The 11,117-nt window shown below is 64.6% G+C and carries 13 protein-coding genes and 1 pseudogene; 5 read left to right on the top strand and 9 right to left on the bottom strand.

Translation table 11 applies throughout. From position 1 onward, the window contains the following. Nucleotides 1–102: 102 nt before the first annotated feature. A complete protein-coding gene (locus NKH83_RS25560; RefSeq protein WP_352479882.1) occupies nucleotides 103–1,095 on the bottom strand; it encodes an adenosine kinase in 993 nt (330 codons plus the stop codon). A gap of 208 nt (nucleotides 1,096–1,303) precedes the next feature. On the opposite strand from NKH83_RS25560, the pseudogene NKH83_RS25555 reads away from it, so the two are divergent. Both NKH83_RS25555 and NKH83_RS25550 read left to right on the top strand, forming a co-directional pair. After that, nucleotides 1,304–1,711: pseudogene (locus tag NKH83_RS25555) on the top strand (DMT family transporter); the annotation flags it as partial. Nucleotides 1,712–1,796: 85 nt separating this feature from the next. After that, a complete protein-coding gene (locus tag NKH83_RS25550) occupies nucleotides 1,797–2,492 on the top strand; it encodes a sulfate transporter family protein (RefSeq protein WP_352479881.1) in 696 nt (231 codons plus the stop codon). Here the strand turns inward: NKH83_RS25550 and NKH83_RS25545 are convergent. The 4 genes from NKH83_RS25545 to NKH83_RS25530 form a co-directional block, all read right to left on the bottom strand. After that, on the bottom strand, nucleotides 2,489–3,487 hold the full coding sequence (locus tag NKH83_RS25545) for a proline racemase family protein (RefSeq protein ID WP_352479880.1): 999 nt from the start codon (nucleotides 3,485–3,487) through the stop codon (nucleotides 2,489–2,491). The genes NKH83_RS25550 and NKH83_RS25545 overlap by 4 nt on opposite strands. Nucleotides 3,488–3,501: 14 nt before the next feature. Then, a complete protein-coding gene (locus tag NKH83_RS25540) occupies nucleotides 3,502–4,305 on the bottom strand; it encodes an isocitrate lyase/PEP mutase family protein (protein ID WP_352479879.1) in 804 nt (267 codons plus the stop codon). 77 nt (nucleotides 4,306–4,382) lie between these two features. Continuing rightward, complete coding sequence (locus NKH83_RS25535; RefSeq protein ID WP_352808030.1) at nucleotides 4,383–5,240, bottom strand: hypothetical protein; 858 nt, start codon at nucleotides 5,238–5,240, stop codon at nucleotides 4,383–4,385. Nucleotides 5,241–5,315: 75 nt separating this feature from the next. Further along, nucleotides 5,316–5,726 carry an SRPBCC family protein gene (locus NKH83_RS25530; RefSeq protein WP_254816146.1) on the bottom strand — a complete coding sequence of 137 codons (411 nt, stop codon included), beginning with the start codon at nucleotides 5,724–5,726 and terminating at the stop codon, nucleotides 5,316–5,318. 81 nt (nucleotides 5,727–5,807) lie between these two features. Between NKH83_RS25530 and NKH83_RS25525 the strand changes: the two genes are divergently transcribed. After that, on the top strand, nucleotides 5,808–6,392 hold the full coding sequence (locus NKH83_RS25525; protein ID WP_352808029.1) for a TetR/AcrR family transcriptional regulator: 585 nt from the start codon (nucleotides 5,808–5,810) through the stop codon (nucleotides 6,390–6,392). 26 nt (nucleotides 6,393–6,418) lie between these two features. Here NKH83_RS25525 and NKH83_RS25520 read toward each other — a convergent pair whose 3' ends face one another. From NKH83_RS25520 to NKH83_RS25510, 3 genes are all read right to left on the bottom strand, one after another. After that, the gene (locus NKH83_RS25520; RefSeq protein WP_352808028.1) at nucleotides 6,419–7,075 is read right to left on the bottom strand and encodes an HAD family hydrolase; all 657 of its coding nucleotides are present in this window, start codon (nucleotides 7,073–7,075) and stop codon (nucleotides 6,419–6,421) included. After that, entirely contained in the window at nucleotides 7,075–7,560 is a 486-nt protein-coding gene (dut, locus tag NKH83_RS25515) for a dUTP diphosphatase (protein ID WP_352808027.1), read from the bottom strand. The genes NKH83_RS25520 and dut overlap by 1 nt, the downstream gene beginning before the upstream one ends. An 84-nt stretch (nucleotides 7,561–7,644) precedes the next feature. After that, nucleotides 7,645–8,115, bottom strand: a complete 471-nt coding sequence (locus NKH83_RS25510; protein WP_352808026.1) for an Lrp/AsnC family transcriptional regulator — start codon at nucleotides 8,113–8,115, stop codon at nucleotides 7,645–7,647. A 115-nt stretch (nucleotides 8,116–8,230) separates the two neighbouring features. On the opposite strand from NKH83_RS25510, the gene NKH83_RS25505 reads away from it, so the two are divergent. Next, nucleotides 8,231–8,446 carry a DUF6356 family protein gene (locus NKH83_RS25505; protein ID WP_023717932.1) on the top strand — a complete coding sequence of 72 codons (216 nt, stop codon included), beginning with the start codon at nucleotides 8,231–8,233 and terminating at the stop codon, nucleotides 8,444–8,446. Nucleotides 8,447–8,616: 170 nt separating this feature from the next. After that, the gene (locus tag NKH83_RS25500; protein ID WP_352808031.1) at nucleotides 8,617–9,990 is read left to right on the top strand and encodes an amidase; all 1,374 of its coding nucleotides are present in this window, start codon (nucleotides 8,617–8,619) and stop codon (nucleotides 9,988–9,990) included. Here NKH83_RS25500 and NKH83_RS25495 read toward each other — a convergent pair. Then, the gene (locus NKH83_RS25495; protein ID WP_352808025.1) at nucleotides 9,984–11,060 is read right to left on the bottom strand and encodes an NAD(P)/FAD-dependent oxidoreductase; all 1,077 of its coding nucleotides are present in this window, start codon (nucleotides 11,058–11,060) and stop codon (nucleotides 9,984–9,986) included. The two genes, NKH83_RS25500 and NKH83_RS25495, sit on opposite strands and share 7 nt — an antisense overlap. Nucleotides 11,061–11,117 lie beyond the last annotated feature (57 nt).

The raw sequence follows: 11,117 nt of genomic DNA, 5'->3' as shown, positions 1-11,117 counted from the left end.
TTCACTGCCATCGCGATTCCCTCCGAGCTTCGTCTCAGAGAATCACAATCAGCGAATTACGCAACAGGCCCACAAGGGGAGAAGGGGAAGAGGTGCTGCTAGCTATAGCAACCCCGCCTGTTCGGCCTCGTGGCGCAAATTCTGCCTTGGCCTTGGGCCGATCTGCTGGATGACCAGCCCGGCCGCCAGCGAGCCGAGGTCGCCGCACTGCTTCAGGCCGCGGCCTTGCGTGTAGCCGTAGAGGAAGCCGGCGGCGTAGAGGTCGCCGGCGCCGGTGGTGTCGACCAGCTCGCGGATCCTGGTCGCCTCGATGGTGACGGTCTCGTCGCCGCGCACGATCACCGAGCCCTTTTCCGAGCGGGTGACGGCGGCGATCTTGCAATCCTTGCGGATCTGCGCCAGCGCCTCGTCGAAGGACGCGGTCTGGTAGAGCGACTTGATCTCGTGGCTGTTGGCAAAGACGATGTCGACGGTGCCGGAGCGCATCAGATCGAGGAACTCGTCGCGGTAGCGGTCGACGCAGAACGAGTCCGACAGGGTCATCGACACTTCGCGCCCGGCGGCATGGGCGAGTTTCGCCGTCTGCCGGATCGCTTCCTTGGCGCGCGGCGGATCCCACAGATAGCCCTCGAAATAGGTGACCGCGGCGCCCGACGCCTTGTCGGCCTCGACGTCCTCCGGGCCGAGTTCGACGCAAGCGCCGAGATAGGTGTTCATCGAGCGCTCGCCGTCCGGCGTGACGAAGATCATCGAGCGCGCCGTCGGCGGTTCGCCGTTGAGCGGCTTTGTGTCGAAGGCGACGCCCTGGGCATGGATGTCATGCGCGTAGATTTCGCCGAGCGCGTCGTTGGAGACCTTGCCGAAGAAGGCGGCGCGACCGCCGAAGGAGGCAACGCCCGCCGCCGTGTTGCCGGCGCTGCCGCCCGAGGCTTCAATGGCCGGGCCCATGCGGCTGTAGAGCAGTTCGGCGCGCTTCGTGTCGATCAAATTCATGGCGCCCTTGATGATGCCGTTGGTCTCCAGGAACGCCTCGTCGCACTGGGCGATGATGTCGACGATGGCATTTCCGATACAAAGCACGTCATATTCCGGCATCAATTCATGTCTCCGCCAAAAGCCACCGGCTTTCTGCCACGCCGGGCGCGGGCGGGTCTAGCGGTTTGATGCGGCTTTGCCTAGCGGCGATCCGACGAATGTCAGCATAGCGACCATCGTTGGATGGCGGCCGAAGCATTTCCCGCGGGCCTGGCTTACAAGCATCGCTGAGATGAGCGATGCCCAGAGGTTCCAGCCGGCCATGTCCATGAAAACCGACACCAGGATCGAGCTGGTGCTGCTCGTCGTATTGGCGGTGCTGTGGGGCGCATCCTACAGCTTCATCAAGATCGGCGTCGCGACGATCCCGCCGGTAACGCTGATCGCCGCGCGAACCCTGATCGCGGGTGGCATCCTGTTCGCCTTGATCCGCTGGCGCGGGCTGGCCTTGCCGGGTGATGCCGCAAGCTGGCGCCGGTTTGCATTCCAGGCATGCCTGAACAGCGTCGTGCCGTTCACGCTGATCGCTTGGGCCGAGCGCTCGCTGGATGCCGGGCTGGCCACGATCCTGAATGCGACCTCGCCGATCTTCACCTTCTTGCTGACCGCCCTGATCACCCGCCATGAACCGGCGACCATGCGCAAGCTGTTCGGTGTCGCGGCGGGAATCGCCGGAAGGAAGCCGCGCTTGCGACTTGGGCGGTCTCCGCCTATTCGGAGATATCAGCCACGGGCATGTTTGACAGGGAATTGGAAACGCCGTGATCCTCGATGCCGCCCGCGCCGCCTTGAGCCGGCTATTCTCGCCCGAATTCCGTTCCGTGTTCGTGAAGACACTGGGGCTGACCTTGCTGGCACTGGCGGCGCTGTGGTTCGGAATAAAGAGCCTGTTCGAATGGCTGGCCTGGCCGTGGATCGATGCATGGCTGCCCGCCCTTCCCTCCTGGGCCGGATGGCTGGGCGCCGTTGTCGCCGGCGTCGGCCTTGCGCTGGGGCTGGCGCTTTTTATCGCGCCGGTGACGGCGATCATCGCCGGCCTGTTCCTTGACGACGTCGCCGAAGTGGTCGAGCGCACCGACTATCCCAACGATCCGCCCGGCCGCGCCGTGCCGGCGCTGCGCTCGCTGGTGCTGGCGATCAGGTTCTTCGGCGTCGTCATCCTCGGCAACATCATCGCTCTGCTGCTTCTGCTGGTGCCGGGCATCAACATCGCCGCTTTTTTCATCGTTAACGGTTATCTGCTCGGGCGCGAGTTCTTCGAGTTCGCCACCATGCGCTTTCGCCCGGAGGCCGAGGCCAGGGCGCTGCGCAGAAAGCACGCGGTCACCGTATTCCTGGCCGGGCTGGTCGTCGCCGCTTTCCTGGCCGTGCCGCTGCTCAATCTTTTGACGCCGCTGTTCGCCGCCGCCATGATGGTGCATCTGCACAAGGCGATCTCGGCGCGGGAAGCGAGCTAGCGCAGCAGGAAACCCCTGCCCAGTTCATCATCGTCCTCGACGATGAATTCGGCCCGTCCTGAGTAATAGGCGCGGCCGCCGACGCGGGCGATGATGGCATCATGCGGCCCGGCTGTGGCCGTGCGTGCGACCGCGCCGGAAAAGCGCGAGCCGGCGATGCTCTCGAACAGCCGCGTCCGGCCAATCTCGATCTGGCCTTTGGCGTGCATTGCCGCCAGCCGCGCGGTGACGCCCGAGCCGGTCGGCGAACGGTCGACCTCGGCTTCGGCGAAAACGCAGATGTTTTTGGTCGGCGTATCGGAGAACGCATCCTGTCCGTCGGTCAGGATGGTGCCGTAGAGAAAGGCGAGATCTGCATGGTCGGGATGCGACAGCGGCAATTCGGCCTTGAGCTTATCGGTCAGCGCGGTCGCTGCATCGACGAAATCGCGCACCCGGTTCCTGCCGAATTCCAGCCCGAACTGGCGGCAGTCGGCGAGCGCATAGAAGGCGCCGCCATAGGCGATGTCAAAGCCGACCGGACCATAGCCCGGCAGCTCGATCCGCCGGTCGCGGGCGAACAGAAACGCCGGCACGCTTTCGAAGGACACCGCACCGGCCTTGCCATCCCTCACCTCGACCGCAGCCGAGATCAGCCCGCATGGCGCCTCGATGTTGACGGTCGTCAGCGGCTCGCGTGGCGCCACCAGCCGCTCGTCGACGGCGTATCGGCCGAGCGCGACGATGGCGTGGCCGCACATCGTCGAATAGCCCTCATTGTGCATGAACAGCACCGCGAGGTCGGCGCCCGGCAGGTCGGGCTCCACCAGCAGCGCGCCATACATGTCATAATGGCCGCGCGGCTCGAACATCAGGATCTTTCTGAGATGATCGAGATGGTCGCGCACATAGGCACGCTTTTCGAGGATCGTGCCCTTGGGAATGTCGGGGTAGCCGCCGGTGACGATCCGCAGCGGCTCGCCGCCGGTGTGCATGTCGACGACGGTGAGGGTCATTCGCTGGGCCCGACCTAGGCTGAAGATTTGGCAAACAGCGCCTGCAGCTTGCCGAACGGCATGGCGGCGCGGGTGAAGCCGAAGGTGCCATCCTGCTGGATCTCGCGCGCCGCGGTCTCCAGCATGCCGAAGGCGAAATTGGTGAGCCATGGACCGAGCGAGACCCGCTTTACCCCCGCCGTGGCCAGGTCGGCGATGGTGAAGCCGGGCCTGGCCATGACGTTGACCGGCTTGGTCAGCGCCGAGCAGACGGTTCGAACCATCTCGATGTCGCCCAGCCCCGGTGCATAGAGCACGTCGGCGCCGGCCTTCTCGAAGGCCTGCAGCCGCTTGATCGTATCGTCAAGATCGGGCTTGCCCCACAGGAAATTCTCGGCCCGCGCGGTGAAGACGAAATCGCGTTTCAGTGCCCGTGCCGATTCTGCCGCCGCCGCGACGCGCTCGACGGCATGCGCAAAATCATAGATCGGCTTGTCGGGCTCGCCAGTATGGTCCTCGATCGAGCAGCCGGCGAGGCCAGCCGCCTCGGCGGCGAAGATGGTCTCGCCGGCACTTGTTGCGCTGTCGCCCTTGCCCTTTTCGAGATCGGCCGAAACCGGCAGCCCGGTCGCCGCCGACACTTCACGGCAATGATGGATCATCGCCTCGAACGTCACCGCACCATCGGGCAGGCCGCGCGAAAAGGCAAAGCCGGCGCTGGTCGTGGCCAGCGCCTTGAAGCCGAACGAAGCCAAGAGCTTGGTCGTCCCGACGTCCCAGGAATTGGCCATGACGAAGATCGAGGCATGCAGGTCGCGAAAAATCTTACCCTTGTCCATGGATGCTCCCCTCCAGTGCAGAATGTGAGGCAAATTCTAGCCCGGCGGAAGGCGCCGGGCAAACAAATGCGGTTGGCTCAGAAGCGTTTGGCGTTATCATCTGCCAATCGGTCCAGCGCATCGGAATCCTTGACGTAGCGCGAAGCATTTTTGTTCCAATGATAGGTGACGGAAATGTCGCGCGAAGACGCCTCTGGCGGCGGCTGGCCGTCGCAGCTTTCTTCTCCCGGTAGCGTCGCGTCGGTCACTGTGACCTTGATGGCTGCATAAGGCTGGCCGTCGGCGATCACCTGGAACGCCGCATTCTGTGTCCTCCTATGAGTGCAGAGGTTTTCGTCGAACGTGTAGATCATGTCGATCAGCTCGAACCTGTCGTTGCGGACCATGATCAGCGGCGTGATCCCATAGCCCTGGCTCGAATTGAAATGCATGCTCATGCTGATGATAGCGTCGTCACCAGGCCCGATCGGCAGCTTGCCCGGATCGCGAAGATAGGTGATGCGGTCGACGGCGACATTGACCGCGTCGAGCAGCGCCGGCTTGCCGGTGATGTCATAGAGTGCCAGCACGGCATAGCCCTCGGCGCTGTCAGGCGAGTCGCCAAGGTCGAACAGCATGGTCAGCCGCTCCTTGCCGCCGGCCTTGATGCCGAGCACGCCGGCGTTGGAAAGACCCGACGTCGCCGGCGGGGAGCCGTCGTAGTCCGGACCAGCGATGTGGCGCATCTCGATCGGCGTCGAACCCCGGAAAAAGCCGTCCTTGTCCGCGGCCAGATCGGGAATGACCATCCTGGCGAGGTCGAGATAGGTGACATCGCCGTGGCCGGGGACGGCGCTGCCGAGCTCCGGGAAACTGACGGCCTCGGCGCTGGCCGTCGTCCAAAGACAAGGCAGCAGCAGGCAGGCAAGGATGAAACGAACCAGCGAGAAGGCCATGCGCGCGCTCGTTATGTCGGGCGCGCGCAAGCTAGAGCATTTTGCGGCCAAGAGGAAACACCTGGCGTTGCCTCGCTATGTTGGTTTGGCTTCGGTCGCCAGGGTCTGCTGGAAAACCGGCACCAGCTGATCCATGGCGGCTGCGAGCCACGCGCCGAGTTCGTCCGGCAGAGTGTCATGGATCCAGACCAGGCGGCTCCGGCCCTCGCCCTCGGCAAAGACCTGCATGGAGGTGTTATCGTGGGTGACCTCATCGCCGAGCCATCCCCACACGATGCGCCGGCTCTGCTCGTCGCGGGCGATGAGCCGCTCTCGCACAATCTTGCCGTCGGCGAAAGTAAGGGCCCGTACGTCGTCCTCATCCACCCTGCAGTCGACGAAAACGCCTGGGGCTATCCGTTGGGCGCCGCCGGCGAAGTCGCCGACCGTCGCCCATACGCTTTCCGGTGAAGCATCTACGATGATTTCCCTGACTATCGAAGCCATGTTCGCCTTTCCTTCATTAGTAGGTAGACCTGTCTGTCTACATATGGATGTATACAGACCTGTCTGCTATATAGTCAAGGCATGTCCGCAGCCCGAATCAACGATCGTCCCGAAAGTCTTGCGCGTCGTCGCATCCTCGATACGGCGACCGCGCTGTTTTCTCTGGAGGGGGTGCGCGCAGTCGGCATCGACCGCATCATCGCCGAGGCCGGCGTTGCCAAGGCCACGTTCTATCATCATTTCGCGGCCAAGGACGATCTGGTCCGCGCCTACGTCGAGGAGCTCAGCAAGGGAGGACGGGCGGCAATCGCGAAGCTTGGGCGGCGGCCACCTCGGCAGACGATTCTTGCGATATTCGATCTCATCGCCGATGCGGCAGATCAGCCGGGCTACCGCGGCTGCCCGTTTCAGAATGCCGCCGCTGAATATCCGGATCCCAGCAGCCCGGTTCGCCAGGCGATCGATCAGCATCGTCACTGGAAGTGGGGTATCCTCAGGGATCTGCTGATCGCGGACGCAAATCCCGATCCGGACCGCACAGCGGACGCGCTAACGGTGGCGGCCGACGGCCTCCTTGTCGTCAGTCATCTCGACAGGCCGGCCAAGCTGCGCACTCTCATACGCGACACGGTCGACCGAGTACTTGGAGCCCCACGCCCGGTCTGAGACCGGATGCGCATGCAGCCTGCCGGTCAGTGGATCGGCACCAGCCCGGCCAGTTCACGCATGTCATCGAACAGGATGCCGCCAGCTTCGATCAGTCCATCGCGGTCGGAAAGCGGGTCGCCGTGGTAGGAATAGACGCGCATGCCGGCGGCGATGCCGGCTGTCGTCCCGGCGACGCTGTCCTCAATGACGATGCAGTCGGCGGGCGCGAAGCCCATCGTCGCTGCCGCATGCAGGAAGAGGTCGGGGAACGGCTTGCCGCGCGAGACCATGGTCGAGCTGAACAGCGCATGCTCGAACAGCGGCAGCAGCCCGGTCTGGCCGAGTGTGATGTGCATTTTCGACACCCGTGCCGACGAGGCGACGCAGGTGGCGATGCCGGCGGCGTGCACGGTTTCGATGAACTCGCGAACGTAGGGGATGGCCTCGACGCCATGTGCGAACAGGTCCGGCAGGCCGGCGTTCCAGCGCTCGACAAAATCGGCGCCAAGGCTGACGCCGGTCGCCTCGACTTCCTTCTGCACCGAGACCATGCTGCGGCCGGAGAAATTCCTCCGGCAATATTCGAAGCTGGCCGGAAAGCCTGCCGCGGTCAACCATTCGGCGAGGCGCCGATTGGCCAGGTTCTCGGTATCGACCAAGACCCCGTCGCAATCGAAGATGACGAGTTTGGGTATTTTCATCAAACAGTGCCGGTCGATCCGAAGCCGCCCGAGCCGCGCGCTGTGCCGCCGGCCAATGTGCGCTCCTCGACGGTCGCCTGCGTTACCGGGGCGAAAACGATCTGGGCGATCCGCATGCCGCGCGTCACCGCGAAATCCTCGTCGCCGAGATTGATCAGCAGCACCTTGACCTCGCCGCGATAGTCGCTGTCGATGGTGCCCGGCGTGTTGAGGCAGGTGAGCCCGTGCTTGAAAGCGAGGCCCGAACGCGGCCGGACCTGGCCTTCGACGCCCTCCGGAATTTCCAGGACCAGCCCGGTCGGCACCAGCGCGCGCTTTCCCGGCAGGATCAAAAGCGGCCTGTCGTCGGGGACGGCGGCGCGCAGGTCCATGCCGGCAGCGCCCGAGCTCTCATAGGCGGGAAGCGGCAAGCCCTCGCCATGCGGCAGCCTGACGAAACCGACAGCCGGACCGATGACGGAGGTAGGATAAGGTGCTGCGCGCATAAGGCTGATCCTATCGTCGCGAACGCTGGTTCAGTCAACTCGGCGGCAATGCTATCAACGGCTTTCTTTCAGCGCAGTTCCGCCTCAGCGCAGTTCCATCGGAACGACCGTGGTCTCCTTGATCTCCTCCATGACGAAAGAGGCCGAAACGTCCGACAGCGCCACCTTGGCGATCAGCCGCTGGTAGAGCCGGTCATAGGCCTTCACGTCGGCGACGCGGGCGCGCAGCACATAGTCGAGATCGCCGGACATGCGGTAGGCGCCGGTGATCTCGGCAAAGCCGGTCACCGCCGCCCGGAATCTTTGCAGCCAGTCGGGATCGTGGTTCGAGGTGCGGATCAGGATGAACACCGAAAGGCCGAGTCCGAGCTTGTCGGCGTCGACCAGCGCCACCCGACCGGTAATGATGCCGTCTTCCTCCAGCCGCTTGACCCGGCGCCAGCAGGCATTGCGCGACAGCGATATTCTTGCCGAGAGCTGGTCGACGGACAGCGTGCCGTCGCGTTGCAGCTCGGCCAGCAATCTCCGGTCAATTTCGTCGATTTCCGCCATCATGTGGGATGTTTGTCCCAAAATTTGGCTTTAGACAAGGACAATTTGAGACCGATGAACCTGATAGCCGTGGCAGGATATTCATCGCTGGCTCTTCATGCCGGCAGGAGGGATCGACATGACAGCACGGCTCGCAAGACTTTTCACCTCTCACCCGGCCGCGGTCGGCGAGAGCTATTTCGGCCATATGGCTTTCGCCGCATGGTTCTCGTCGCGATTGTTCATGGCGGCCTTTGCCGCGCTCATTCATGCTTTCTTGCCGTTTCTGTTCGAGACCACGGCAAGCGGCATCATCCGTGAGCTCTACGAACGGACGCATAACCGGGGACGGTAAGCCGTAGAGGTGCCGATCGCGGCGAGGCCGCGGTACAGCGCCCCCTCAAAACATCCCGGCAGCGCAATCCCGATCAAGCGCCGCCGTCGTCGAAATGCCGAGCCAGGCTTGAAGCCGCGCCGCAATCCACCATTTTGAGGAGCGCGACGCGATAGCCCGGAGCGGTCATGATGGATATCGTCTTTTCCTCGACCACCAAACTGGCCGCGGCCATCCGCGACCGTACGGTTTCCGCAATAGAAGTGCTGGACGAGCATCTGGCGCAGATCGACAGGCACAATGAGGCGGCCAATGCCGTCGTCACGCTCGACAGGGAGGGGGCTCGCGCTCGAGCGAAGAAAGCCGACGAAGCGCAGGCGCGCGGCGAGGCACTTGGGCCGCTGCATGGCCTGCCGTTCACACTGAAGGACACGCACGAAACCGCTGGCATGAGAACCACCGTCGGCTTCCCGGCCTTCGCCGACTATGCCCCGAGGGCAGACAGTTCGGTCGTTGTCCGGCTAAAGGCGGCAGGCGGCATACTGGTGGGCAAGACGAACGTGGCGACGATGCTGGGCGACTGGCAGTCGAGCAATCCGCTATTCGGCCGCACCGGCAATCCCTGGGATCTCCAGCGCACCGCCGGCGGCTCCAGTGGCGGTGCGGCGGCGGCGCTCAGCACCGGAATGACGCCGTTCGAGGTCGGCACCGACATGCAGGATTCGATCCGGCTGCCGGCCGCCTTTTGTGGCGTCTACGGCCTCAAGCCGACCGAGCACCGCGTCTCGCTCGCCGGCGCCTTTCCCGATCCAGGCGGGGCGCCGCGCAGCGTGCGGCTGATGTCCTGCCTCGGACCGCTGGCGCGCAGCGTCGAGGACCTGGCGCTCATCTACGGCCTCATTGCCGGGCCGGATGGAAGCGATACCGACCTTGCGCCGGTACCGGTCGAAACCATGCCGGAGCTTGACCTCAAAAATTTGCGCATTGCCGTCGCGCCGTCCTTTCCGGGCTTTCCAGTGGCCGGCGAGATCAGCGCGGCGGTCGAAAGTCTGGCAAAAGAGCTTCAGGCTGCGGGCGCCATCGTCGAGGAAGCCGAATTGCCGGAGCTCGACCTGCACGACGACCTGAAGCAGGGCGGCGTCCTGATCGGCATGATGCTGGAGGCGGCGCAGCCCGAACCACCGGAGAATCCGACGCCGGTCTCGCGCTGGTTCGAGGCGCTCGCCCGCCGCGACCGCTCCATCCTGGCATGGGAACGGTTCTTCGACGGTTGCGACGCCTTGCTGTGCCCGGTCGCCATGGTCACCGCCTTCCCGCATTGCGAGCCGGGAACGCCGATCGAGGTCGACGGCGAGAAGCAAAGCTACTGGATGCTGCCGGCCTATGGCGCGGTGTTCAACTACAGCGGCCATCCGGCACTGTCGCTGCCCTGCGGACAGGATCGCGACGGCCTGCCCATCGGACTACAGCTTGTTGGCAAACGCTGGTCGGAGTCGCGCCTGCTCGGGATCGCCAGCGCAATCGAGCCGCTGGCCGGCGGCTTTCGCCGCCCGCCCGGTTATTGAGTAAACCGCACCAGCCCGTAGGGATCAAGCAGCGGATCGCGCTCGCCGTCGAGGATTTCGCGGGCGGCGAACAGGCCGACGGCCGGCGCCAGCGTGATGCCGGAATGCATAACGGCGACGTAGACGCCGCCCGTGCCTTCGGCGCGGCCTATGATGGGAAAGCCATCGACCGGCGTCGGCCGGTAGCCAACGGTGTGGAAATCGAGTTCCAGCCCATCCGCGCCGCGCAGCATCGCCTTCATCGCTGCAAACAGGTCGCGGGCGGTGGCCGCGGCATCCATGCCGGGATCGGCGCCGCCGAAATCCGAGCCGGCGATGACGCGGCCTTCCGCTGTCTGGCGCATATGCAGGCGGTCGCCGATCACCAGCCCGTTGAGCAGCTTTTCGGTGGGGCGCGAATGCACGATCAGGCCGGGCGGCGTTTCGATCGGGAGTTCTATCCCGGCTGTTGCCGCTAGTGCCGGAGAGCCGGCTCCGGCCGCGATCACCACCTCGTCGGCAGCAATCCGCCCGCCGGATGTATCGACGCCGGCTATCCTGCCACTAGCCTGCACAAGCGCGGTCGCGGTAACTCCCGTCAGCAGCCGCGCGTCGCGTCGTTCGGCGTCGGTCAGCAACGCTTGCGTGGCGGCGACCGGCTCGGCGACACCTTCCTTGGCGACATAAAGGGCGAAGTAGGGAAGCTCGGTCAGGTTTGGCTCGATGCGTGCTGCGGCGGCGCGGTCGACACGCTCGATGCCATAGCCCCATGAGGAATGTTCGGCGGCATAGGCTTCCAGTTCGGCCGCGGGCAGGTCCCAGCACAGGCCACCGCACCATTGCAACGGAAGGCCGGGCACCTCGTTCGCCAGTCGCGTCCATTCGGCCATCGATCGAGTCCGTAGCCGGAAGTAAGGCTGCGGATTACCCCAGCTGGCGTTAATCCAGGCAAAGGAATTCGGTGTCGCGGCGCCGCCGGCGCCGCTGCCGGCAATGACCGTCACCTTTGCTCCGGCTCTGGTCAGGTGCCAGGCGATGGACGCGCCGATGATGCCGGCGCCGATGACGATGACTTGTTTCGCCGCTGCCATGCTTCACTCCTCGTTCCAACGCCGCCACTGCGATGCCATTGCCCGTGGGTTCTGCCA

The sequence above is a fragment of the Mesorhizobium sp. M0909 genome, assembly GCF_040319515.1.
Taxonomy (GTDB): Bacteria; Pseudomonadota; Alphaproteobacteria; order Rhizobiales; family Rhizobiaceae; genus Mesorhizobium.
Note: the sequence above shows the minus strand (reverse complement) of the source record. Positions and strands in the feature narration are given on the sequence as shown.

Excerpts from the sequence above, each read along its gene's own strand:
- NKH83_RS25560 (WP_352479882.1), bottom strand. The coding sequence starts at position 1,095 with ATGCCGGAATATGACGTGCTTTGTATCGGAAATGCCATCGTCGACATC.
- NKH83_RS25545 (WP_352479880.1), bottom strand. The coding sequence starts at position 3,487 with ATGACCCTCACCGTCGTCGACATGCACACCGGCGGCGAGCCGCTGCGG.
- NKH83_RS25540 (WP_352479879.1), bottom strand. The coding sequence starts at position 4,305 with ATGGACAAGGGTAAGATTTTTCGCGACCTGCATGCCTCGATCTTCGTC.
- NKH83_RS25535 (WP_352808030.1), bottom strand. The coding sequence starts at position 5,240 with ATGGCCTTCTCGCTGGTTCGTTTCATCCTTGCCTGCCTGCTGCTGCCT.
- NKH83_RS25530 (WP_254816146.1), bottom strand. The coding sequence starts at position 5,726 with ATGGCTTCGATAGTCAGGGAAATCATCGTAGATGCTTCACCGGAAAGC.
- NKH83_RS25525 (WP_352808029.1), top strand. The coding sequence starts at position 5,808 with ATGTCCGCAGCCCGAATCAACGATCGTCCCGAAAGTCTTGCGCGTCGT.
- NKH83_RS25520 (WP_352808028.1), bottom strand. The coding sequence starts at position 7,075 with ATGAAAATACCCAAACTCGTCATCTTCGATTGCGACGGGGTCTTGGTC.
- dut (WP_352808027.1), bottom strand. The coding sequence starts at position 7,560 with ATGCGCGCAGCACCTTATCCTACCTCCGTCATCGGTCCGGCTGTCGGT.
- NKH83_RS25510 (WP_352808026.1), bottom strand. The coding sequence starts at position 8,115 with ATGATGGCGGAAATCGACGAAATTGACCGGAGATTGCTGGCCGAGCTG.
- NKH83_RS25505 (WP_023717932.1), top strand. The coding sequence starts at position 8,231 with ATGACAGCACGGCTCGCAAGACTTTTCACCTCTCACCCGGCCGCGGTC.
- NKH83_RS25500 (WP_352808031.1), top strand. The coding sequence starts at position 8,617 with ATGGATATCGTCTTTTCCTCGACCACCAAACTGGCCGCGGCCATCCGC.
- NKH83_RS25495 (WP_352808025.1), bottom strand. The coding sequence starts at position 11,060 with ATGGCAGCGGCGAAACAAGTCATCGTCATCGGCGCCGGCATCATCGGC.